This window comes from Mucilaginibacter sp., from assembly GCF_965277465.1.
GTDB lineage: Bacteria > Bacteroidota > Bacteroidia > Sphingobacteriales > Sphingobacteriaceae > Mucilaginibacter.
This window is the reverse complement of the sequence record NZ_CBDICW010000001.1, coordinates 346,331-368,695: the sequence shown is the minus strand read 5'-3', so window position 1 is coordinate 368,695 and position 22,365 is coordinate 346,331. Positions and strand designations below refer to the sequence as shown.

Annotated in this window: 22 protein-coding genes; 7 read left to right on the top strand and 15 right to left on the bottom strand. The window is 40.8% G+C overall.

All coding sequences use genetic code 11. From position 1 onward, the window contains the following. Positions 1-81: 81 nt before the first annotated feature. The 5 genes from ACQY4U_RS01650 to gcvH all read right to left on the bottom strand — a co-directional run bounded on the left by ACQY4U_RS01650 (position 82) and on the right by gcvH (position 6,112). Complete coding sequence (locus ACQY4U_RS01650; RefSeq protein ID WP_428327616.1) at positions 82-2,559, bottom strand: TonB-dependent receptor plug domain-containing protein; 2,478 nt, start codon at positions 2,557-2,559, stop codon at positions 82-84. A 137-nt stretch (positions 2,560-2,696) separates the two neighbouring features. Next, positions 2,697-4,811: a ferrous iron transport protein B gene (gene feoB / locus ACQY4U_RS01645; protein ID WP_428327615.1), complete on the bottom strand. Its 2,115-nt coding sequence runs from the start codon at positions 4,809-4,811 to the stop codon at positions 2,697-2,699. A gap of 11 nt (positions 4,812-4,822) precedes the next feature. Beyond that, positions 4,823-5,038 (bottom strand): FeoA family protein, encoded by a 216-nt coding sequence (locus ACQY4U_RS01640; protein WP_428327613.1) that lies wholly within the window; start codon positions 5,036-5,038, stop codon positions 4,823-4,825. Positions 5,039-5,331: 293 nt separating this feature from the next. Next, entirely contained in the window at positions 5,332-5,667 is a 336-nt protein-coding gene (locus tag ACQY4U_RS01635) for a VanZ family protein (RefSeq protein ID WP_428327612.1), read from the bottom strand. Positions 5,668-5,731: 64 nt separating this feature from the next. After that, the gene (gene gcvH, locus ACQY4U_RS01630) at positions 5,732-6,112 is read right to left on the bottom strand and encodes a glycine cleavage system protein GcvH (RefSeq protein WP_428327611.1); all 381 of its coding nucleotides are present in this window, start codon (positions 6,110-6,112) and stop codon (positions 5,732-5,734) included. Between the two features lie 155 nt (positions 6,113-6,267). Here gcvH and ACQY4U_RS01625 point away from each other — a divergent pair, with 155 nt between their 5' ends. Then, positions 6,268-6,846, top strand: coding sequence for a DUF4142 domain-containing protein (locus ACQY4U_RS01625; protein WP_428327610.1), 579 nt, complete (start codon positions 6,268-6,270; stop codon positions 6,844-6,846). Between the two features lie 120 nt (positions 6,847-6,966). Here ACQY4U_RS01625 and ACQY4U_RS01620 read toward each other — a convergent pair whose 3' ends face one another. Genes ACQY4U_RS01620 through ileS form a run of 3 tightly spaced genes read right to left on the bottom strand, consistent with a single transcriptional unit; the run spans position 6,967 to position 11,340 of the window. Beyond that, on the bottom strand, positions 6,967-7,572 hold the full coding sequence (locus ACQY4U_RS01620; protein WP_428327609.1) for a lipoprotein signal peptidase: 606 nt from the start codon (positions 7,570-7,572) through the stop codon (positions 6,967-6,969). Next, a complete protein-coding gene (locus ACQY4U_RS01615; RefSeq protein WP_428327608.1) occupies positions 7,573-7,956 on the bottom strand; it encodes a TraR/DksA family transcriptional regulator in 384 nt (127 codons plus the stop codon). Continuing rightward, entirely contained in the window at positions 7,957-11,340 is a 3,384-nt protein-coding gene (ileS, locus tag ACQY4U_RS01610; protein ID WP_428329716.1) for an isoleucine--tRNA ligase, read from the bottom strand. 204 nt (positions 11,341-11,544) lie between these two features. Here ileS and ACQY4U_RS01605 point away from each other — a divergent pair, with 204 nt between their 5' ends. Both ACQY4U_RS01605 and ACQY4U_RS01600 read left to right on the top strand, forming a co-directional pair. Then, on the top strand, positions 11,545-12,048 hold the full coding sequence (locus ACQY4U_RS01605; protein WP_428327607.1) for a hypothetical protein: 504 nt from the start codon (positions 11,545-11,547) through the stop codon (positions 12,046-12,048). Between the two features lie 57 nt (positions 12,049-12,105). After that, positions 12,106-12,885 (top strand): erythromycin esterase family protein, encoded by a 780-nt coding sequence (locus tag ACQY4U_RS01600; RefSeq protein ID WP_428327606.1) that lies wholly within the window; start codon positions 12,106-12,108, stop codon positions 12,883-12,885. 3 nt (positions 12,886-12,888) lie between these two features. Here ACQY4U_RS01600 and ACQY4U_RS01595 read toward each other — a convergent pair whose 3' ends face one another. From ACQY4U_RS01595 to ACQY4U_RS01580, 4 genes are all read right to left on the bottom strand, one after another. Beyond that, the gene (locus tag ACQY4U_RS01595; RefSeq protein WP_428329715.1) at positions 12,889-12,975 is read right to left on the bottom strand and encodes a hypothetical protein; all 87 of its coding nucleotides are present in this window, start codon (positions 12,973-12,975) and stop codon (positions 12,889-12,891) included. Next, complete coding sequence (locus ACQY4U_RS01590) at positions 12,968-13,810, bottom strand: TIGR01777 family oxidoreductase (RefSeq protein ID WP_428327605.1); 843 nt, start codon at positions 13,808-13,810, stop codon at positions 12,968-12,970. Before ACQY4U_RS01590 ends, ACQY4U_RS01595 begins: the two co-directional genes overlap by 8 nt. Positions 13,811-13,950: 140 nt before the next feature. Beyond that, positions 13,951-14,775 (bottom strand): DUF393 domain-containing protein, encoded by an 825-nt coding sequence (locus ACQY4U_RS01585; RefSeq protein ID WP_428327604.1) that lies wholly within the window; start codon positions 14,773-14,775, stop codon positions 13,951-13,953. A gap of 305 nt (positions 14,776-15,080) precedes the next feature. Then, positions 15,081-17,462 (bottom strand): glycoside hydrolase family 3 C-terminal domain-containing protein, encoded by a 2,382-nt coding sequence (locus ACQY4U_RS01580; RefSeq protein WP_428327603.1) that lies wholly within the window; start codon positions 17,460-17,462, stop codon positions 15,081-15,083. A 265-nt stretch (positions 17,463-17,727) separates the two neighbouring features. On the opposite strand from ACQY4U_RS01580, the gene ACQY4U_RS01575 reads away from it, so the two are divergent. After that, positions 17,728-18,870, top strand: coding sequence for a putative sensor domain DACNV-containing protein (locus ACQY4U_RS01575; RefSeq protein WP_428327602.1), 1,143 nt, complete (start codon positions 17,728-17,730; stop codon positions 18,868-18,870). A 17-nt stretch (positions 18,871-18,887) separates the two neighbouring features. Here ACQY4U_RS01575 and ACQY4U_RS01570 read toward each other — a convergent pair whose 3' ends face one another. Continuing rightward, complete coding sequence (locus tag ACQY4U_RS01570) at positions 18,888-19,265, bottom strand: hypothetical protein (RefSeq protein ID WP_428327601.1); 378 nt, start codon at positions 19,263-19,265, stop codon at positions 18,888-18,890. Between the two features lie 124 nt (positions 19,266-19,389). Between ACQY4U_RS01570 and ACQY4U_RS01565 the strand changes: the two genes are divergently transcribed. Together ACQY4U_RS01565 and ACQY4U_RS01560 are read left to right on the top strand one after the other, a co-directional pair. Next, complete coding sequence (locus tag ACQY4U_RS01565; RefSeq protein ID WP_428327600.1) at positions 19,390-19,602, top strand: hypothetical protein; 213 nt, start codon at positions 19,390-19,392, stop codon at positions 19,600-19,602. 74 nt (positions 19,603-19,676) lie between these two features. Next, on the top strand, positions 19,677-19,916 hold the full coding sequence (locus ACQY4U_RS01560; RefSeq protein ID WP_428327599.1) for a hypothetical protein: 240 nt from the start codon (positions 19,677-19,679) through the stop codon (positions 19,914-19,916). On the opposite strand, the gene ACQY4U_RS01555 is transcribed toward ACQY4U_RS01560, so the two are convergent. Both ACQY4U_RS01555 and ACQY4U_RS01550 read right to left on the bottom strand, forming a co-directional pair. After that, the gene (locus tag ACQY4U_RS01555) at positions 19,897-20,664 is read right to left on the bottom strand and encodes a BRO-N domain-containing protein (RefSeq protein ID WP_428327598.1); all 768 of its coding nucleotides are present in this window, start codon (positions 20,662-20,664) and stop codon (positions 19,897-19,899) included. The two genes, ACQY4U_RS01560 and ACQY4U_RS01555, sit on opposite strands and share 20 nt — an antisense overlap. Before the next feature lie 172 nt (positions 20,665-20,836). Then, a complete protein-coding gene (locus tag ACQY4U_RS01550) occupies positions 20,837-21,229 on the bottom strand; it encodes a hypothetical protein (protein WP_428327597.1) in 393 nt (130 codons plus the stop codon). Positions 21,230-21,371: 142 nt separating this feature from the next. On the opposite strand from ACQY4U_RS01550, the gene ACQY4U_RS01545 reads away from it, so the two are divergent. Then, positions 21,372-22,205 carry an IS1 family transposase gene (locus tag ACQY4U_RS01545; RefSeq protein ID WP_428327596.1) on the top strand — a complete coding sequence of 278 codons (834 nt, stop codon included), beginning with the start codon at positions 21,372-21,374 and terminating at the stop codon, positions 22,203-22,205. Positions 22,206-22,365: the final 160 nt, after the last annotated feature.

Below are 22,365 nucleotides of genomic sequence, written 5' to 3'. Positions count from 1 at the left end.
ACAGATTTAAATTAATCTGAAAATAACGATTTCAATCATCTATGATGATACAATATAGTTATTATTAATCAAATTAAAGCTTTACTCAACCTTATACCTAAAAACCTGCCGGCCTAAATTACCATCGGTATCAATGCCTTCAATAACTACCCGGTAAGTGCCTTTGCCATCGGCATTAAAAAAGCTGAAGGAGGCCTTGCCCTCGTTATCCGTTATAATATTGGGCTGCCAGTAAATGGTGCTCCGCAGATCGGCCATTTTCTGGTTGGTTTTAGGGTTATCATACTGCGGCGAATAAAACTCCCGGGCCTTGTAAAAGCCTTTGGGCATATAGGTTATTACACCAGGGGCGTAGCGGTAATAATTGTTTTGTTTTTGAGCTCTTTTGGTTGTTACTATTATAAAACCCCCTGCTGCTCTGCTCCCATAAATAGCACCATAATGAGCGCCAAGTCCAATTTCAACCCCTTCAATATCAGCGGCGTTTAACTCTTCTAAAGGGTTTGGGTTGGCCGATTGTTGCATAGGCAGGCCATCTACTATTATTTCCATCAAATCCGGTCCCGTAAATGAAGGAACTGCATGGCCTGAAATTATTTTATGGTCTTTTGTGAAACTGATAAAGTTTGCCTTAGCTCTTACGGCGTCGTAAAGATTTGTATATCCGGAGATTTCTAACTCTTTAGCTGTAATTACCTGATCAGCATTACCAGATCCATTGAGGTTTTCTGAATGGGGAATCAAAGGTTCTTTTTTTGCCTCTATATGTACTTCTTTTAAAACAAGTGCATGTTTATTAATTCCATACTTCTGCTGTTCCTGGTAAAACTGTTTTTGATTGATAACATAAGCAGCCATATCCGCATTCTGCGTTGTTTTAGCTAATGAACGATACCGGTTTTGAGGGATTACCTGCGGCGCTAAAACGGTATCTAATTCTAATGTTACAGCATCCTGCCCTTTGGCCACTTTTGATTGTACCACAAACTTGGTGCTGTCGGCAAATACAAGGTCTTTAAAGGCAAATCTTCCGCTTGCATCTGTTAAGGTATCCCTTAAAAGTCCCCCGCCTGATTTAGTAAATAGGGTTACTTTGGCATTGGGTAAAACGTTACTTCCTTTTTTTACTGTGCCGGAGATTTCCATAGTTTTTTCGGGCTGATAAATTATAGGTGGATTATTGCTTAAAGCCTGTTTCCATTCAAAATGGCGGTACCCTTGGGTCAGCATCAGCAGGTCAAGGTCGGCATTTGTTTTGTCGGTTATATGGCTAAAATAGTAATCAGGCTGTTCAACGGAACCTTTCAGATCGGAGGTGAGCAACAGGTTACTCAGTATATTATTTTCATTAAGGGTATCAGGCGTTACAATTGTTTCGTCGGTTACCGCTACAGAAAAGCTTCCGGTAACAGGCTGGTTATTTTTGTCGGTTATACTGAAGGCTATGTTTTGTTTTTGCCTTGGCGCATAAACATCTTTTGAGCTGACACTTAATTTGAGCTGATCATTATTATTGATGAAGACTAACCTTTCATTAAGCGGCTCACCTGCTTCATTAAATAAAGTAAGCTGCATAATGCCAGTAGGGAACGTAGTTTTAGGGATCAACACCGAAAAGAACTTATAATCCGATTGGTTCTCTGCCTGGTAATAAATAGTTCCCCCGGCTTGTGCAACCAGGCTTAGTTTATTTAAAGAAGTGCCGCTGCCGCCGGTTACCCTGATGCGTAAGGTATCGGCACCTGTATTGTTAACACTAATGGTATAGCCTGTAGCAATTGCTTTCGGTAGATCAATTGTACCTTTACTGCCATCGGCATACACAATATGGGCCTGATAGGTTTTTCCGCTTTCGGGCACCAGATCAAATGCCCCCATTCCTAAATGGGTAGATGCAAACGTGCAAACCTCAACGCCTGTATCATCTGTAATTGTTCCTTTTACCTCCGCTCCTGATCCATCGGCCCCCACGGCTTTAAAAGCTATTTTAGAATAATTACCAACAATAAGGCTGCCGCCTTCGGGTAAAAACTGCACATCAGTTTTGCGATTGACTGTTTTTACATCAATCTTAAATTTATTTGGCTCCCCACTTTCAGGGATCTTTTTAACGATCGCTTTTGCTGATCCAATGGGAATAGTTTGCTCAAAAAATGAATCATCACCTTCATTGCGCATGTAATTGGTATAAGCCCTTACCCGGTAACTGCCGCCTTTAAGGGTATCGGGCAATACAAAATCGCCCCAGGCTGTACCTGCGATGATCTGGAGCTTTACCGATTGGCTAATCTTATTATCGGGCCCTATTAAATCAGCATGAAGGATGCCGCTCAATGCTGATAGCTTGTGCCCGGTACCCAATGTTACATAGGCTTTATAATAAATGGTATCCCCCGTGATATAAAAGGGTTTGTCGAATTGCAGGTAAGCTTTCTCAATATTATGATCTGTAGTGTAAGCCTTTAGTTTGGCGCTGATGTTGGCCGTTTGAGCGTAAACAGCTAAATGAGGAAGCAGGATGAAAGAAAGAAACGTGAGTAAGGAAATGCTCTTTTTCATGCTGTTATAGGTGTAGGTGAATGGTTCAATTTAACATATACACATGAAAGTTACAACAGGTGTTTTAACCCAATTTTGGGGCATAAAACAAGTGTTTATAAACGGAAAAAATGGAAAGGCATTTAACGGTTTTATACTTATTTAAGCAAAGTATACGCTAATAAACTTGCTGCGTAGGCAAGCACCGTCATATAGGCAAATTGTATGGCTGGCCAGCGCCAGTCTTTTGTTTCGCGGTAAACTACGGCCACGGTGCTGGCGCACTGCATGGCAAAGGCATAAAACATCATTAACGAAAATGCTACGGCCAATGAAAATACCGGCTTCCCGGTTTGCGGGTTGGTTGCCGTTTTCATTTTTTGCTGAACGGATTCTATTTTATCGGCATTGCCATCAACACTATAAATGGTAGCCATAGTGCCTACAAATACCTCGCGGGCGGCAAAGGAAGTGATAAGTGCGATACCTATCTTCCAGTCGAACCCCAATGGTTTAATAACCGGTTCAATCACATGGCCCAAAACTCCGGCGTAGGAGTTCTCCAGTTTTTCTGAGCCTATGGCTTTGCTGATCTCATCGGGTTTTAAGTGCTGCGTATATTGGGCTTGCTTGTATTTTTTTTCTATCTTTTCAAAACGATCTCCCGGGCCATAGGAAGCCAATACCCATAAAATTACCGATACTGCTATAATAACCTTCCCTGCCTGCAAAACGAAGGCCTTTGAACGATCATACATACTGAAAGCTACGTTCTTCCAGCGGGGCATACGGTAAACTGGCAGTTCCATTATAAAGTAACCGCGTTCGCGGCCTTTTAATATCAGCTTAAAAGCAAAGGCAACAATAATGGCCGATATTAAGCTAAACACATACATCCCCGTTAGGGCTAATCCCTGTAGGTTGAATATCCACCATACATTGCGGCTGGGTACTACCAGGCCTATCAATAAGACATATATAGGCAAACGTGCCGAACAGGTAACCAGCGGCGTAACCATTATGGTGATCATGCGGTCTTTCCAGTTCTCAATGGTACGTGTGCTCATTATAGATGGCACTGCGCAGGCAAAACCACCAATAAGCGGCACTACCGATTTACCGTTGAGGCCAACCTTACGCATCAGCTTATCCATCATAAACGTAACGCGCGACATGTAGCCCGTATCTTCCAATATTGAGATAAAGGCAAAAAGGATAGCTATCTGCGGGATAAATACCATTACGCCGCTCAGGCCGCCAATCACGCCGTCAACCACTAAACCAGTTAATGGGCCGGCTGGCAGCAGGCTATGCAGGGTGTTTTGTACCCAGGCAAACAGATCGCCAATTTTTTCCATCGGGTAGGCCGACCATGAAAAAATAGACTGGAACATAAACAGCAATATTGCCAAAAAGATAATAAAGCCAAATATTTTGTGGGTTAATACCCGGTCAATTTTATTGCTGACGGTTTCGTCCTTTGCCGTTTCCGGGATTTTTATAGTATCGTAAAGCAGGTCGTTAATAAAATTATAACGGGCAATGGTTTCTGTTGCCTGTGCTTTTTGCGAGTGAAATGAAAATTCTTTTTCCAACTCTTCAATGCGATCGCTTTGTGCCGGCGATAAAAACTTTACCGTTTCGTGCTGATGAGCCAATTGCAGGGCATAGTAGGGGTTATCTAAAATAAGTTCCTTGCTTATTTGCGCTATCAGTTGCGGGGCAATGGTTTCCACATCAATGGAAGGCTCCTGCAGGGCAATTTTATTGGCGAAAGATATGGTGCTTTTTAATTTATCAATCCCCTCAACCTTACGGGCAGAAATAGGTACAACCGGAACACCAAGCTTTTTGGCGAAAAGATCAATGTCGATAATGATCCCCGACTTTTTCGAGAGATCGATCATGTTCAATGCCACAATTACCGGGATCTTCAGATCGGCAACCTGGGTGTATAGCAGTAAATTTCTTTTTAGATTGGTGGCATCCAATATTACCACAACCAAATCGGGTGTAAGTGGGTTTGCCTTATCGGCTAATACAGAAAATACAATGGATTCGTCCTGGCTTTTTGGATAGATGCTGTAAGTGCCGGGCAGGTCAATGATCTCCGCAGTGCGGCCATCGGGTAATTGGCAGAAGCCTGTTTTTTTATCAACAGTAACCCCCGGAAAATTTCCTATTTTTTGATTTAAACCGGTTAATGTATTAAAGAGTGTTGATTTACCGGTGTTAGGATTTCCTACAAGTGCAACTCTTATATCGGCTTTCAATTGTTATCGGGCTACTGCAAAATAATAGTTGATGCTTCAAATTTGCGCAGGCTTAACTGGTAACCGGATACATTGATGGCTATTGGATCGCCAAGCGGTGCAATACGCGAAACAGAGATCGTTTCGCCGGGTAAACAACCCATTTCCATCAATTTTACTGACATTTCAAGATCGGTAAATTCCTTTACGATACCAAATTCTCCTATTTCAAGTTCAGAAAGCGTCATATCTATATTTTAACTCGATCAAATGTATAGCTTATTTAAATTAAATCCAAATAAGAACAGTTAAATTACATTAGGAATATTTTAACCTGTTTAATAATATTCGGGGTGTTTTAAAAACAGGTTGTTGCAAAAGTTTTTTACTTATTATTAAATCGTGCCATCAGGCAATAAAGTAAGTATTGCTTTGAGTTGAGTGGGCTTTGAGCTTGCCGAATGTTGGGCAACCACAGCCTTTGTGGAAAATTCCGCATGATGAAAGGGCCAGCATGCCCAATAAGCCTAAGAGTACAAATTTACTTTTTATCATAACTAACCGCTTTAACTGTTATCATAACACTGAAAGCCCCCATTAATGCCCCTACAATATCGGCAAAAAGATCATCCCATTCGCCGCTGCGCCAGGTAAACAGATATGCTTGTAATATTTCTATTATACCGCCATATAAAACAGAAATCAAAATAATTATCAGTACTGCTTTATACGATAATGCCTGGGGTAATTGTTGCCTGATATAACCCGTTGCACCAAATACAACCATTACAAAAAAGAAACCGCAATGTACCAGCTTATCAAAACCAGGGAAAAAAAGTGGCGACTGCGTAATTTTGCCCAGTTTTATGCTGCACATAAATAAAACAAATAAGGCCCACAAAATAGCGGGCCCGTAATATTTAAAAATTGATCGCTGCATTTTAAACGCCGATCAGCGATTGGTAGCTTTCAGCAGATAATAATGAATCAACATCAGCGGCGTTAGTTAAAGTTACTTTAACCATCCATCCGTCACCATAAGGATCTGAGTTTACTAATTCGGGCTCTTTGTCTAAAGCTGGGTTAAGCTCGGTAATAGTTCCGGCAACCGGCATAAACAGGTCTGATACTGTTTTAACGGCTTCAACCGTACCAAAAACTTCGTCTTTGGCAACTTCTTTTCCTAACGAAGAAATATCAATATAAACAATATCGCCCAGTTCGCGCTGTGCAAACTCAGTAATGCCTATATAGGCTACGTCACCTTCAACTTTTATCCACTCGTGGTCTTTGGTGTATTTTAATGCTGCCGGAAAATCCATAAATTTTGATTTTATAAGCCCAAAAATAGCAAAACTTTAAGCTAACGCAATACATTAGCCATGTATTAAAGTTTTTTTAAAGATAAACCTGCTTTGCGGCAGAAACTAAACATTAACTAACTTGTTAATAAGTGATTGAACAATAAATAATTAACATGAAAACAACAGGCTTTTTAATTGCCGCCTTATTAGGATTAACACTGATGCAAGCTTGTAAAAGCAAACCTGCCGATGATAGTGAAGCAAAAGCAGACAGCATAAATGCGGTAAAGGATACCACTAAAAAGTTGAGCATTGCAGTTGAAAAAGTTGATGCCGAGTTTATTGTTGAAGCCGCCAGCGGTAGTATGGCCGAAGTGGAGCTTGGTAAGCTTGCCCGCCAAAAGGGCTTTAACCGCCGGGTAAAAAACTTTGGTACCATGATGATAACCGATCACGGTAAGCTTAACGATCTGATCAGGGCCATTGCGGTTACTAAAAACATTTCGATACCTAAAGTACCGGGGGCTGATGAGCAAAAAATGATCAAAAAGCTTGCTGAAAAATCAGGCCGCGATTTTGATAAGGCTTATATCAGCAATATGATTGAGGATCATAAACAGGATATAAAGGTGTTTGAAAAAGCAGGTAAGAATTGTGTTGACCCTGATGTGAAATCGTTCGCGGTAAAAACACTGCCTATTTTGCAGGCGCACCTGGATGCCATTGATGCTATTAATGATAGTATAAAGTAGGTTGTGATTACAACTGGATAAAATTAAAAAATCCCGTGATACACAGACTGGTTAAAAGTTAAAGTTTAATAGCCTGTCTGTATAGCCCGGGATTGTTAAACTCCGCGCAAAGATGCGGGATTATTCCTCAACCATTTCGCTGTTAGGCGTGCTGGCTTCAGGAGTTTCGTGCTTAAAATAACGTTTCTGGAATAGCAGGATAGCAATAACGCCCACTGATATTGCCGCATCAGCAAGGTTAAATATTGGTTGAAAAAACTCAAAATATTGGCCGTGCCATACCGGGAACCATGCGGGGTAAGTGCCTTTTACCAGCGGGAAGTAGAACATATCAACCACGCGCCCTTCAAATAAATTACCATGCTGATACAGCAGACCGTAAAAGGTGGAGTCGATAATATTACCCATTGCACCGGCAAATATCAATGCTACGCACATAATAAGGCCCCGGTGGTATTTGTGTTTAATTAAATAAACCAGCCCGTAACCTATAGCACCTACAGCAACAATGCGGAAAAGTGTTAAGATCAGCTTTCCTGCTTCGCCGCCAATTTCCCAGCCAAAGGCCATACCGTTATTTTCAGTATAGCGCAGCATCCCGTGGCTTCCCAGGAAATGGATCTCGGAATTGAAATCCATGTGTGTCCTAACCCAGGTTTTTATAATCTGGTCAATAAGTATAATAATGGTAGCAACAAGGAAAGGTCTGAGGTAAGATGCCTTCATTTATTGCCTAAGTTTTGCTTCCATGCTTAAGGTAGTGTGCGGAACTGCGCGTAAGCGCTCTTTAGGGATCAGTTTCCCGGTTTCGCGGCAAACACCATAAGTTTTGTTCTCAATACGTACCAAAGCGGCTTCTAACTGCTCAATAAACTTTTTCTGACGGGCAGCCAACTGGTTTATCTGTTCTTTTTCAAGCGTAGCTGATCCATCTTCCAATGTTTTGTATGTACCTGCAGTATCATCAGTGCCATTAGCATTTGGTGAGCTTAACGAGGTTGCCAAAGAGCTTAGTTCTTCTTTAGCACTACGTAATTTATCAAGTAATATGCCTTTAAACTCTTGCAGATCTGTCTCAGAGTATCTTGTTTTTTCGTTTTCTTGTTTCATTTATATTTTACTAATAGCAATCAAAATTTCTTTTCCATCAATCTCAACTAATTCGCCTTCATTTAGCTCATTATCAAGCAGTATACTTACCGCCAAAATTTCGGCGCAAATATATGATAAATTATTATTCACCGACTTTATGATAAGAGGGCTCTCGGTTTTATACCTCACACTAATTTTATCAGTAACTTCAAAACCGGCTGCTTTACGCATATTTTGAATCCGGTTGATCAATTCGCGCGATATCCCTTCCTCTTTCAGTTCGTCGGTAAGCGTAACATCTAAAGCCACCGTTAGTTTGCCTAAATTTGCAACTTGCCATCCCGGAACATCCTCCGCAATTATTTCAACATCTGCATGGCTTATTATGTGGCTGGTAGCCAGTGTTATACTGCCGTTGCTTTCTAACTGTGCAATATCGTCCTGTGTTAAATTTCCTATCGCTTCGGCAACGGCTTTCATGTCCTTACCAACTTTTGCACCTAAGGCTTTAAAGTTTGGCTTGATCTTCTTTTTAATGAAACCTGCAGTATCGGTTATGTATTCAATATCCTTTATGTTGGTTTCTGATAATATCAGCTCTTTAACCTGGTCAACCTGTTGCTTAAAGTTTTTATCAAGTATTGGCAGCAATATTTTGCTTAATGGCTGCCTTACGTTGATGCCTACCTTTTTACGCAGCGATAATACCAGCGATGATATATCCTGTGCCATCTGCATTCTTTCTTCCAGCGCGGCATTTACCAGGTTGGTGTCATACTCCGGGAAATAGGCCAGGTGTACGGACTCATAGGTTTCCTTTTTGGTAACGCTGTTTAAATCGGTATACAAACGCTCGGCAAAAAACGGCGCAATGGGCGACATCAGCTTAGCAATAGTAGTTAAGCAGGTGTACAATGTTTGGTAGGCCGATAGTTTATCATCAGAGTTATCTGAGCGCCAAAAACGGCGACGGCTTAACCTAACGTACCAGTTGCTCAGGTGTGCGTCAACAAATTCCTGTATGGCGCGGGCGGCTTTGGTAGGCTCAAAATCAGCATAAAAAGCATCAACATCTTTACTCAGGGTATTCAATAGTGATATGATCCACTGGTCAATCTCCGGGCGGTCTGTTATCGCAATTTCGGCTTCGCTGTAAGTGAATTTATCAATGTTGGCATACATCACAAAAAAGGTATAGGTGTTATACAAGGTACCGAAAAATTTACGGCGAACCTCATCTATCCCTTCTGCATTGAATTTTAAATTATCCCAGGGTGCTGCATTACTAATCATGTACCAGCGCGGGGCATCGGCACCAAACTGCTCAATGGTAGCAAACGGATCAACGCCGTTACCCAGGCGTTTTGACATTTTGTTGCCGTTTTTATCAAGCACCAAGCCGTTGGAGATCACATTTTTAAAGGCTACGCCTGGATTGCCAACTTCGGCATTTATCTTTTTAACCTCGTCGCTGGTTTCGCTCAGCATTACCGCAATGGCATGCAGGGTAAAGAACCAGCCGCGGGTTTGGTCAACACCCTCGGCTATAAAATCAGCCGGGTAGGCATTTTTAAACTCGTCTTTATTCTCAAACGGGAAATGCCATTGTGCATAAGGCATGGCACCGCTGTCAAACCAAACATCAATAAGGTCGGGCTCGCGGTACATCGGCTTACCGGTTGATGAGGTTAATATCACATCATCAACATAAGGGCGGTGCAGGTCATCAATAGTAAAGCCGGCAGGCATGTGCCCTGCTGCGATAGATTTTTCGATCTCTGTATGAAGATCGGCAATTGAACCAATGCAAATTTCTTCGCCGCCGTTCTCCTCGCGCCAGATAGGCAGCGGGGTACCCCAAAAGCGTGAGCGCGAAAGATTCCAGTCAACCAGGTTTTCCAGCCAGTTACCAAAACGGCCAGTTCCGGTTGATTCCGGTTTCCAGTTAATGGTTTTGTTAAGCGCCACCATTTTATCCTTTACGGCAGTGGTTTTTATAAACCAGCTATCTAAAGGATAATATAAAATGGGCTCGTCTGAGCGCCATGAGTGCGGGTAACTGTGTTCGTATTTCTTTACGTCGAAAGCTTTATTCTCTGTTTTTAGTTTGATAGAGATCAGTACATCGGTTGCTTTAAAGCCAGGTACTTCGCGTTCTTCGGCGCTGTAATATTCTTCTTTAACGTATAGGCCGGCAAAGTCGGTAACTTCATCAACAAAGCGGCCCTGCTTGTTTACCAGCGGAACATCCTTGCCAAATTCGTCCTTCACCATTACCGATGGCACATTATTTTCTTTACAGGCCCTGAAATCGTCGGCACCAAAAACAGATGCGGTATGAACAATCCCAGTACCATCCTCGGTTGTAACAAAATCAGCCGGGATAACGCGGAATGCATTTTTTTCCAGCTCTTCGTTAGTTACATAAGGCATCAGCTGCTCATAATGCAGGCCCAAAAGCTCCGTGCCGGTAAAGCTGCCTTTAACTTCCCAGGGGATGATCTTATCGCCGCCATTATAAGCGTCGAACGGTGCGTTCTTACCTTCGGGTTTAAAGAATTTGCCAACAAGGTCCTTAGCTAATATTACCGTAACCGGCTCAAAAGTATAAGGGTTAAAAGTGCTGATCTTTACGTAATTTATTTTTTCGCCAACGGCTAATGCACAGTTTGAAGGCAGTGTCCAGGGGGTGGTGGTCCATGCCAGTATATACAGATCAGTAGTTACGTTAGCAAATAAAAATTCAGAATCTTTATCTCTTTTTAGCTTGAATTGCGCGGTGATACTGGTATCCTTAACCATTTTATAAGTACCCGGCTGGTTCAGCTCATGCGAGCTAAGGCCTGTACCTGATTTTGGTGAATAAGGCTGAACGGTATAACCTTTATATAACAGATCTTTGGAGTGCAGTTCTTTCAAAATCCACCAAAGCGATTCAATATATTCGTTTTTGTAGGTGATATACGGGTCTTCAAGATCAACCCAGTAGCCCATTTTTTCGGTAAGGTCATTCCATATATCAGTATAGCGCATTACCTCCTTGCGGCAGGCATCGTTATAATCCTTAACCGATATTTTTTTGCCAATATCATCTTTAGTAATTCCTAAGGCCTTTTCAACTGCTAATTCAATAGGCAAGCCGTGGGTATCCCATCCGCCTTTGCGTTTTACCTGGTAGCCCTTTAATGTTTTGTAACGGCAAAAAATATCCTTTATAGCACGTGCCATAACGTGGTGAATGCCGGGCATACCATTGGCAGAAGGCGGCCCCTCGTAAAATGTATACGGGTTATTTGCCGGACGGCTGCTGATGCTTTTTTCAAAGATGTTGTTCTTCTTCCAATGGTCGAGTACATCCTTGCCTGTTTGCGATAAGTTTAACTGCTTATATTCCTTGTACATCAATGTGTTCACCTCAAATTTTAGAGGTTGCAAAAATACGGAATTTAACCCGAAAAAAACCATAATTGTGTTAAATTCATGGTCGATTTTAAATCGAAATAGCCGCAATTTGCAGGTTTTCGGGCCGGTATTTTAACAATCTGTTAATTTCAATACATCATAATCTGTTACAGATACCTTATGTTTGTTATAAGCCTTTTATACATGCAACTAAACTTCAGCCTAAAAAACAGCGGCTTTAAACGCCTTTACCCGGTTAAACTATTTACAGTATTGCTGGTTTTTGCTGCCTTGCTTGCAGCCCCAAAAGCCAATGCACAAAAATTGATTAAGGATTATGTAAAAGCAAAAACCGTAGCTATTGCTACTATTGAACCCGATTCAATCAATTACAGCGATCTGCAAGTTATAGGTGATGCCATTGGCAATGCCAGTGTAGTGATGTTGGGTGAGCAGGATCATGGGGATGCGCCCACCTTTTTGGCCAAAACACGGCTGATCAAATACCTGCACGAAAAAAAGGGCTTTAACGTGCTTGCCTTTGAATCCGACTTTTTTGGAATGAATGATGGCTGGGATAAACTGAAAAAGACCAAACCTGAAATGGATGATTTTTTGCTCAAAAATGTTTTCTCCATCTGGACGGTGTGCAATACCTGCAGCAATTTGTTTTATAACTACATCCCGGCTACTTATAAAACCAGCTAACCCTTAATTATCAGTGGGTTTGATAGTCAGCAATATTTAAACTACTCCTATTATAATTTGCCTAAGCGGCTGGATAGCTTGTTTAAAAGCTACAACCTGCCTATTACCAGGCAGGCCAATTACAGTACAACGCTATTGCCGTTTATAGATTCGCCTAAAAGATGGATCTTTTTCCCGCCTAAGGATACCGTGAATGTTAACAAATGCATGAGCGATCTGCTGCAGATGAGAACTGAATTAGTTTCCGCAGATAAATCCAATACCTTTTGGACGCTGGTTTTGGACAACCTGATACAGCAAACACAGGCCGTGCTGATCACCTTTAAAACTGGTAAGCCAGCTAACAATGAAAGGGACATCCAGATGGCGAAGAACCTTAAATGGCTGATAGAGCATAAATTTAAGGGGCAAAAAATAATTGTATGGGCCGCAAGTGCACATGTAGCCAAATCATTAACCAACATGAAACAGGCGTTTTTTAGTAACCAGCAAACAATGGGCGATAACCTGGTTAAGGCGCTCGATAAAGCATACCCGGTATATGTGCTTGGCTTTACCTCCTATCAGGGTACGGCAGGCAGGCTTGGCAATAAGGCATACAAGCTGAATCCACCCCGCAGCAATGCCTTTGAAAACTGGATCGACAAAAATTACAAATATGCTTTTGTCGATTTTGATCAGTTTAATTCCCTAAACCCCAACGCGCAGGAAGATTTTTACATGATGGGCCTGGGGCACAGGGATTACGAAGGCAAATGGAACCTGATATATGATGGTGTTTTTTACATTAAGGATATGTACCCCTGCGTAAGGAATGCGGATTTAAAAATTAATTAGGGTTTATTTAGTGCTCAATATTTCTGTTACAGCGGCTTCTATGGTTTCATAGTTGAAAATGAAGCCACTGTTTAATAAGTTTTTAGGTATTACCCACCGGCTTTAATATTAGTTCCGTTTCAGTGCCGATAAACAATGCGCCAACTTCCAGTAGCCACTGCGGTGCGGGTAAACCGATTGGATTGCCATAAACCTTGCGGATGGTTTGCATTAGCTTTTCATTTTTTACCGGGTTCGGTGCTGTACCATTAAATACACCCTGTAATTGTGAATTATTCATAAACCACTCTGTACTTCTGGCCACATCACGTTCATGGATCCATGCAACAAATTGTTTTCCGTTTCCTTGCATGCCACCCATGCCCAGCTTTACCAGGTTTAGCAGCCTTGGAAAAACACTATCACCAGCCCCTAATACTATACCCATCCGTAAAGTGATTTTACGGGTTTTAGGTGTTTCATATTTGTTAAACGCGGCTTCCCAACTATTGCATACATCTACTGAAAAGCCAGTACCGATCTCCCCGGTTTCTTCATCCTGTGGATGATCTTCCGCATGGCGGTATATAGTTGCCGATGTTACGTTAATCCAAAGTTTTGGCGGTTCAACTAAGTCGCGGATAACTTCGCCAAGTAACTCAGTAGGTTGCACCCTTGATGCTATGATCTCGGCTTTGTTTTTTTCAGTATACCGACAGTTAACGTTTTTGCCACACAGGTTAATCAACATATCTGCGTTCACCAATTCGGCGGTCCATCTGCCTGGTGTTTTTCCATCCCAGACAACTGTACGTATGTTATGCTGTGCAAATTTTTCATGGCGGCTTAGTATCACTATTTCTTCCGCTTTGTCTTTGTAATACTCAGTCAGCACGTTGCCCAGGTAACCATTACCACCTGCTAACACTATCTTTTTGTATTTCATTTTTTTGGTTTATTTTAGTTAATCCATAAAGGCCAATGCTCATTTTTGAGATCTTTACCTGATTTTCTGTTTATCACCTGATTGGATTGGATCTATATAATCTCTGAATCTTCATTTATTGTAAAATGGTAATTTAAAACTTAATTCATTTCCAGGATCATGATTAAAATCGCAACTCTGTATAGCGCCCATGTTATAGTCATTATCCAGCCGAGGTTTAAAAGTTTTGATCTGCGGATGTGCTCCAAAAACATCAGTCCGGCAACAGCCAAGAAATACATTACAGCTAAGAGCGGAGGGATACTAAACAAACAACTTATCCCCAATAGCAGTAAAAGCAATAAGCTGCCAGCGAAAGATATGGTCATCATGTTGCCCAGGTAGTTCCATAATTTATCCCGGGCAAATGTGCTGATAACAATACCCTGGAAAATGATCTGTCCACCGCAAATCATATATTCGCGGTACGGATTTCCTAAAGGTACAATACCTACAAGCAAATGCGCATAGGCAGTAAGAATATAGCCAGTAAAAAACCAGGTGAACAGTAAGTATGCAATCCGGTAATGTTTTTTGAATTCGGGCTGAAAAGCAAAACTATCATTCGTTTTACCTGTAGGAATGATTACCCGGCGGTTAAAAGCTATAAACGCATAGATCTTACTCATCAACCATATAAAAGGCTCAAAAGCGAATAGGGGATTAAAAACAGGGAGCGCAGTACCAATTACCCTGAACAAACTTTTTATACCATAGGTTACTTCACCAGTTTCAATATTTACGAGTGCAATTTCATTGGCTGCTCTTTGTTTGTTAATCACGGGACAAATGTTTTCAGGCATTTGCTGATAGGCTGCACGGCCGTTATCGTTCAGCATGCCACTTTTTACAAATGCATTTGTATATGCCTTACACATGGGGCATTCGCTATCGAATAGGATCACATGATTTTCTAATGTTTTCATAGTTTCAGTTATTTATGAAATTTATGATCGAAAAACAAACCGAATCTATATCGATCTGATATTATGCTGTTTGTTACTTACGCGATACAAATATATGTAATATTTTAAACTTTCAGTAATTATTGAAAATAAAATTAGTTTTATTGGGTTAATGCCCTTTTTTAACTTAGTTGCTTAACGCACCCCTTCCCCCTCTCAAGAGGGGAATTGCTTTTGGGCTCGGCTTTTTATCTGCCAAATAAAGGCAACAAAAAACCCTGCAGCTAATTAGCTACAGGGTTCCGTTTATATAGTTATTAGGTTTGTTATTTGTTTTTCAGCTCATTAATGGCCTGTTGTGGTACAAGGGCTTTGTGTACCTTTTCGGTAACCATTGTTTTTGCTAAATTGAAAGATACTGTTTTCTCAATGTTTCTTGATGATGAACCTATTTTAACCTTGTACTCACCTGCGTCGGCTATCCATGCAGATTTATCGGTATAAAATGAAGCTAAATCACTTGCATGTAAGGTAAATACCATAAACTGTGATTCACCTGGTGCCAATAAGCCTGTTTTGGCAAATGCTTTCAGCTCATCCTCTGGTTTCTCAATAGTTTTAACAGGGGCAGCTAAATAAAGCTGTACCACTTCTTTTCCGGCAACATCGCCAGTGTTGGTAACAGTTACCTTAATGCTGATATTTCCTTTAAAATCAGGCGAGCTAACTTTTACATCGCTGAATTTAAATTTAGTGTACGATAGGCCGTAACCAAACTCATAGGCAGGTTTAACTTTAAAGGCATCAAAATAACGGTAGCCAACATAAATACCTTCCTCATAAATTACATGGTCGGGTTTTTTCTCAGGCACGCCCGGGAAGTTTTTACCGGTTGGCTCATCAGCATAGCTCATTGCAAATGTGGTAGCTAATCTGCCTGATGGGTTAACCTTTCCGCTTATCAGGTCGGCAATGGCATTACCTGCCTCAAGGCCCGGTTGCCATGCTAATAAAATACCATCAACCGCATCGCGCCAGCTGGCTACTTCAATAACACCGCCAATATTTAATATCACTACTACCTTTTTACCCTTAGCGTGGAAAGCGTTTGATACATTGTTGATCAGTTCTTTTTCGTTAGGGGTTAAATTATAGTCGTTCTCTACTTTACGGTCAGCACCCTCACCTGCATTTCTGCCAATGGTTATTACAGCTTCGTCAGCACCTTCAGCTTCTGTACCTGCAATTGAGGTTACATCCATTTCGGGGATAGGAGCCGGGTGATCAAAAAAGTTTTTAGGTTTTGGTTGTTTCATTTTGGCATCGGCCAGGTAATCCTGGTAGTTTTTGCTCAAAGTTTCCTGCACCTTGTAACCGGCATTGTTAAGGCCCTGTAATAAGCTGATGGTATAAGCTTTATTTACATCGCCGCTGCCTGTTCCGCCAGCAATAATATTGTAGGATGTATTACCGAAAACTGCTATCCTTTTACCAACAGAAGCAGGTAAGGCATTACCATCATTTTTTAGCAGGATCATACCATCAGCAGCTGCCATGCGGGCAACTTTAGCATGGCCTTCCAGATCAGGTGCATCAGAGTATTTGTAACCTTTAAATGTTGGCGATTTAAGGATGATCTTCAACAGCCGCTCCACATTGGCATCTAATTGTGCCATGCTTAGTTTGCCATCTTTAACAGCGGCAACTATCGCGTCCGACTGATCAGGGTTACCCGGCATCAGCAAATCATTGCCAGCATTCATTTGGGCAACGGCATCTTTACCGCCAAACCAATCTGTCATTACAAAACCTTTAAAGCCCCATTCATCTTTCAAAATAGTAGTTAAAAGATCGTGGCGCTGCGAAGTAAATGTGCCGTTTAGTTTATTGTATGATGACATCACTGTCCATGGTTGTGAAGCTTTTACGGCGATAGAGAATCCTTTAAGATAGATCTCGCGCATGGCACGTTCGCTCACAATGGCATTGATGCTGTTTCTCTGGGTTTCCTGGTTGTTGGCAGCATAGTGCTTGATAGAAGTACCCACACCGTTAGACTGGATACCCTTAACAATAGCAGCTGTCATGCTACCGGCAACTAAGGGATCTTCAGAATAATATTCAAAGTTTCTGCCACCCAGCGGGTTGCGGTGAATGTTTAATGCAGGCGCTAATAAAATGTCTACGCCATATTCACGTACTTCGTTACCAAAGGCAACACCTACTTTTTTAACCATAGCGGTATCCCATGTTGATGCTAATAATGTAGCTACCGGGAAAGCAGTTGCATAATAAGTTTTATCGCTGCCGGGTCTTTTAGGTTCAATCCTTAAACCAGCAGGGCCGTCTGATACGGTGATAGAAGGGATACCTAAACGCGCAATAGCGTGTGTGCGGCCTGCTGCTCCGGGTACTTTTTCAGGAATCTCATAAGCTTCCGGGTCAGACGGAGGAAGTGTAAACCCGCCAATATCTATAGCTGCGGCCTTTTTGCCTTTAACCGGTGGAGGAAAGCCAGGCATCTTAAAGCCCATACCTACCACAAGTTTTGATTTTTCTTGCAGGGTCATGGCATCAATCACCTGTTTTAAAGTGCTTTTTCCTAATTGGGGAACGGGCTTTTTACCTTGTGCGCCTGCAGTTAGTATAGCCGAACTGAACAGCACAAACATAGCCGCCGAAGCCGCAGACTTGTAACTTATCTTCATGATTTATTAATAAATGGTTTATTGGTAACTGGTTAGTAAAGGTGCAATTTTCATTGTGTCATTACTACACAATTGTAGATATTATATTTTACAATAGCAAGAGAAATAGGCAGATATAATATAAATACCGACAGAGATATATTTTAATACTATGAAGTGCTTGAATTAAATACTTTTTCAATCTTTATGTAATACTTGCGCTATTGTGTTTGCAAAAAATATATTAGCTGTACTTTAGCCCATCAAAAATGTTTTAAGCTTAAAAATGACCTACAGATCAACATACCAGGGTGCAAGTGTAGTAGCGCCGGCTATTGAAAAGCATTTTTCAAAGCTTTTGGCTATGGCATTGCAGCAGGGCGGAGAGGATCTGGCGCCTGAGCCATCATTAAAAGTGATAGAAGCCATAATTGATGTGTCGTTTTGGGCAAGCCTGCGCAGGGAAGAAGGCCGGTCGCCAAAGGTATCATTAGCTTACCTGCCGCCAATATTAGCTGGGCAGCCACTTCTTTTTGAAGAACGGATACTCCTAACCCCGCATGTGCTTAATAAACTGGCACCCGCGGTTGAGCGTTCAGGCATCCATTTAGGGGTTTGGGATCAGGATGGTGAGCTTTATGTTTGGGGCACCACGCGCTCAATTCCTGATTGCTGTTTTGTGCTGGAGGTTATTGAACCCGGTTTGTTGGTTGTTAAACACCGCAGAATAAAAGGTTTTGGTAAGTTTATAAACGTTGCAGTGCTTAAAGGCGATGAGGTTAAAATTATTGATGAACTAAGCAAAAGCCTGCCCGATTGCCCGGCTATGCTTACTTCGCTGCTTGATTATAATTCGCCAACCGGCTGGAACGATTCAGTAAACGTGCTGGTACAGTTAGCGGCATCTATGCGACTGCATGGGCATGGTGGTACTTTATTGGTTGTACCATCGGATAGTGATGCCTGGCGCGATTCTATCATTCACCCTATAACCTATCCGGTTGACCCCGCCTTTAGCGAGCTTAAAAAACTGATGAGCCAGGTAGTAAATGAACAAAGCATGTCGCTATGGCAAGATGAAGTTAACCGCACGGTTGATAGCGTTGCCGGCCTTACTGCTGTTGATGGCGCTACCATTATAAATAACGAATTAGAGCTACTGGCCTTCGGAGCCAAAATAGGCCTTTCATCAAACGGGATGCCTGTTGAAGAAATGATGACCACCGAGCCTATTGTAGGCAGTTCGGCATTGATTGTACATCCATCACAAAATGGCGGCACAAGGCACCTATCCGCAGCCCAGTTTGTATTTGATCAGCGCGATGCAATTGCCCTGGTATCCTCACAAGACGGGCGATTCACTATATTTTCCTGGTCGCCCTGCGAAAACATAGTGCATGCCCATTATGTAGATGCGCTGCTGCTTTAAAATTTTACCGGAATTGATCAGATAGAGGGAAACATGGTTTGCGCCCAGTCGCCAAAAATTGGCATTGGCTTTTTCTGGCCCTGTACGGCACCAATAAACCCAATTATCCAGATGATAAAGAAAACAAGGTCAATTAATCTGGTTAAATTATATAAGGATACAAAACCTGTTGAAAGCCATATCGCCCCAAAAACAATTCCTAAACCATACCTCACCACCATTAATGCTAAATGAAACAGCAGGGTTTGCCTTAACTGGTAACTACCCAGGCTTGTTTTGTTATTTTGATGCATGGCAAAGTAGGCAATAAGCCAGCCAATAATAGTTAAATAACTGATGATGCCCGCGGTTTTGCCGCTATCTGATGAGGTGCCGAAATTGTTAACTGGTTCCATTTCTGTTAAGGTTTATAAAGTTGAACTAAATTAGCTTAATTAATGGTAAACTGTTTATTTGGTAGTGTCTCAGTTTGAAAATAAATAATTTTTATGCTTGACAAGTTATAATTAACTTTGTGTCATGGCAAAAAAGGATTTAAACCAGTTGGCAAAGTTTATAGCCGATATAGCAACTGGCGAAATTGAAGACCCTAACAAAGATAAAAAAAATAAAGTTATAGGTCGTTCAGGCGGACTTGTCGGCGGTAAGGCACGCGCGGAAAGTATGACACCAGAAAGGCGCAAAGAGATTGCTGAAAAGGCAGCAGCATCACGTTGGGGCAAAAGTGCTTAAATTATCAACAAATGTTACAAATGCTCATTGGTAAGTTTAAAATTTAGATTATATCATTTTTTTATTTTTACAAAATGAATATTCTTGAATTATACCGTCAAAGTCAGTTCGCTAAAACATTTAATCATCCCGACGTGAAAGGGGTTATTACAGTAGATGGTTATTCCTTTGACATAAGAATAGTTAATGAACAATTCTACTGTAATGGCTTACCTTTAGATGATTTTTTTCACGAGGGTATGTTTACACCTCAAGAACAATTAAAATACGAATTGGCTATTGAAAACTGGCTACTTAAGCTTGAAGCAGCTTAGGTAAGAATTCCAAGGCTAAATCATCGCGATCCTTAAAATATGCCTGTGCTTTAGTTGGTAACCATACTTCATTTATATATCTTATAAATATAGGAATGGCATCAATGGGATACATATTTGCCTCAACAGCACGCCCGTCAGGGAATGAATGCGTATATGTTTTACATGTATTTATATATTCAGGAGCATTAAAACGCAAAAAATCGGCAAAACCTCTTCCTACGCTTATATCGGGCATCATTTTCTTTTTATGACTCCCTACATCTGGTATCACATAACCAACTCCCTCAAGTGCTGAATATAGTCTAATATACATCTCAGTAATGACTGAAAAGTAATTACTATCTACTTTGTGAAAATTATCCCTAAACCTTTCTGCAAAATTAGAAAGTGCAGACCTATCTATATTTCCATAAAAACCTTTTTTTCTGATAGATGGTACTACCTCTTCAAATAACCAACTTTCAAACTTTTCTGCACTCGGGAGTTGAGACCTTGAAATTAATCGGTAAACATTCGCTTCCGTAATAAAAGTAAGTTCCTGCATACCACCAGCAGTAAGGATGCCCTGTTTCAGGGTACCCTTTGGTTTACAGTGAGTAGATACTGCATTGCTGGGTTTGGCGTATCCTAATGTTCGTGCTACGTCTGCCGCTACGAAGTATAAAACATCATCTATGATAATGCTTCTAATATTGGAAAACTGATGAGATCCATCATCAAATTTATAAAGTTCTAATTGTTGCATATTTATATAGTTTTTAGTTAAATTTTAGTCGCTTTTTGAACAATAAAATTTGCGTAGCTACTATATAATTGTTATATTAGCATAAGCAAATCTGCCAATGAGGATAGCAAGAGGGTCTGTCAAACTTGCTCCTGCTACCGTTCAAATGGCTATCAATACTTTTAAGAGGAAACTATTCAGTTTCCTCTTTCTGTTTCCTGTCTTTTTCTTTTTGTTTAAAAACAAAGACCTCTGTCCCATCTATTTCATCTTTGGTTATCTCATAAACAATATTTCCTTTTTCATAATCCACTTTTAAAGTCTTAAATAATGGTTTTGTGTTTATGTAGTAGTATAAACCAGCCTTTAAAACATTAAAACTATCGCTTCTCTTATCAGGATTCACAACAGCATATAAGTTGGTATCCGTTTCGTCATCTTCATTCATGCCAATGGATATACTTTTTTCTGTAGTTAATGCCATCTTATCAGAAGCCTCTATTGTGAAGCCGGTCTTGCCTGTTTGATGGACCGTTGCCTTCAAATTTCTGTCTAATTGCTGTACGTTAAAGAATTTGATTTTCATATCTGTTTACTTTCACTCCAAATATAAGTATAAAACTATTACATTTGTTGTCCTTTTAATTTATTTTAATGGCCACGTTTAAAAAACACACATTAAAATGAATTATATGCTTGACAATTCAGATAATTCATTATCTTTGTGTATGAATAAGTTACCAATCGCCAAAAAAGTACAAATCATCAGCATGCTTGTTGAGGGTATGAGTTTAAGAGCCGCTTCGCGGATATCAGGTTGCTCAATTAACACGGTTACAAAATTGTTAGTTGATACAGGTAAAGCTTGCCAAAACTTCCATGATGAAACTGTACACGGCTTAAACAGCAAACGTATTGAAGCAGATGAAATTTGGAGTTTCGTTTACAGCAAACAACGTAACGTTGAAAAGAACGTTGTCGAGGTTGAGGGCGCGGGTGATGTATGGACTTGGACTGCCATTGATGCCGATAGCAAAATGATTGTATCTTGGTTTGTTGGTGATAGAGATGCACAATCGGCTTACACATTTATGAGCGATGTTAAAAGCCGTTTAAATAATCGGGTACAATTAACCACAGACGGGCATAAGGCTTATTTAAACGCTGTACCTGATGCGTTCGGTTCTAAGATTGACTATGCGATGCTTATTAAGATTTACGGCGAACCTACTGGCGCAAATGCTTCTGAAAGAAAATACAGCCCAGGTGATTGCACAGGCTTTGAAAAGAAAAGAATATTAGGCAAGCCCGAAGCTGATTTGGTAAGTACTTCTTATGTTGAGCGTCAAAACTTAACCATGCGTATGCACATGCGCAGGTTTACACGATTAACAAACGCGTTTAGTAAAAAAATGGAAAATCACTGCTACGCTATTGCATTGCACTTTGTTTATTACAACTTTGGTAAAATTCATAAAACGTTACGTGTTACCCCTGCAATGGAAGCGAAATTAACTAAGGACGTTATGACAATTGAAGATATTGTAAGATTAGCGGATTAATTAATAAAAACTTATTCATACATTGAAGCCACCTAACAAGTGGCTTTTTTATTAATTTATGAGCGCAATAAACACACCTGCATTAAAAATTTCTTTACTTATCTCGATAATTTATGTAGGTCTGGGTACTTTAAGTGTTTTATCAATGTATCCAAATTCA

What these genes read in the sequence shown, in the direction of transcription:
- ACQY4U_RS01650 (WP_428327616.1), bottom strand. Translation starts at nt 2,559, where the DNA reads ATGAAAAAGAGCATTTCCTTACTCACGTTTCTTTCTTTCATCCTGCTT.
- ACQY4U_RS01640 (WP_428327613.1), bottom strand. Translation starts at nt 5,038, where the DNA reads ATGACGCTTTCTGAACTTGAAATAGGAGAATTTGGTATCGTAAAGGAA.
- ACQY4U_RS01635 (WP_428327612.1), bottom strand. Translation starts at nt 5,667, where the DNA reads ATGTGCAGCATAAAACTGGGCAAAATTACGCAGTCGCCACTTTTTTTC.
- gcvH (WP_428327611.1), bottom strand. Translation starts at nt 6,112, where the DNA reads ATGGATTTTCCGGCAGCATTAAAATACACCAAAGACCACGAGTGGATA.
- ACQY4U_RS01625 (WP_428327610.1), top strand. Translation starts at nt 6,268, where the DNA reads ATGAAAACAACAGGCTTTTTAATTGCCGCCTTATTAGGATTAACACTG.
- ACQY4U_RS01620 (WP_428327609.1), bottom strand. Translation starts at nt 7,572, where the DNA reads ATGAAGGCATCTTACCTCAGACCTTTCCTTGTTGCTACCATTATTATA.
- ACQY4U_RS01615 (WP_428327608.1), bottom strand. Translation starts at nt 7,956, where the DNA reads ATGAAACAAGAAAACGAAAAAACAAGATACTCTGAGACAGATCTGCAA.
- ileS (WP_428329716.1), bottom strand. Translation starts at nt 11,340, where the DNA reads ATGTACAAGGAATATAAGCAGTTAAACTTATCGCAAACAGGCAAGGAT.
- ACQY4U_RS01605 (WP_428327607.1), top strand. Translation starts at nt 11,545, where the DNA reads ATGCAACTAAACTTCAGCCTAAAAAACAGCGGCTTTAAACGCCTTTAC.
- ACQY4U_RS01590 (WP_428327605.1), bottom strand. Translation starts at nt 13,810, where the DNA reads ATGAAATACAAAAAGATAGTGTTAGCAGGTGGTAATGGTTACCTGGGC.
- ACQY4U_RS01585 (WP_428327604.1), bottom strand. Translation starts at nt 14,775, where the DNA reads ATGAAAACATTAGAAAATCATGTGATCCTATTCGATAGCGAATGCCCC.
- ACQY4U_RS01580 (WP_428327603.1), bottom strand. Translation starts at nt 17,462, where the DNA reads ATGAAGATAAGTTACAAGTCTGCGGCTTCGGCGGCTATGTTTGTGCTG.
- ACQY4U_RS01575 (WP_428327602.1), top strand. Translation starts at nt 17,728, where the DNA reads ATGACCTACAGATCAACATACCAGGGTGCAAGTGTAGTAGCGCCGGCT.
- ACQY4U_RS01570 (WP_428327601.1), bottom strand. Translation starts at nt 19,265, where the DNA reads ATGGAACCAGTTAACAATTTCGGCACCTCATCAGATAGCGGCAAAACC.
- ACQY4U_RS01565 (WP_428327600.1), top strand. Translation starts at nt 19,390, where the DNA reads ATGGCAAAAAAGGATTTAAACCAGTTGGCAAAGTTTATAGCCGATATA.
- ACQY4U_RS01560 (WP_428327599.1), top strand. Translation starts at nt 19,677, where the DNA reads ATGAATATTCTTGAATTATACCGTCAAAGTCAGTTCGCTAAAACATTT.
- ACQY4U_RS01555 (WP_428327598.1), bottom strand. Translation starts at nt 20,664, where the DNA reads ATGCAACAATTAGAACTTTATAAATTTGATGATGGATCTCATCAGTTT.
- ACQY4U_RS01550 (WP_428327597.1), bottom strand. Translation starts at nt 21,229, where the DNA reads ATGAAAATCAAATTCTTTAACGTACAGCAATTAGACAGAAATTTGAAG.
- ACQY4U_RS01545 (WP_428327596.1), top strand. Translation starts at nt 21,372, where the DNA reads ATGAATAAGTTACCAATCGCCAAAAAAGTACAAATCATCAGCATGCTT.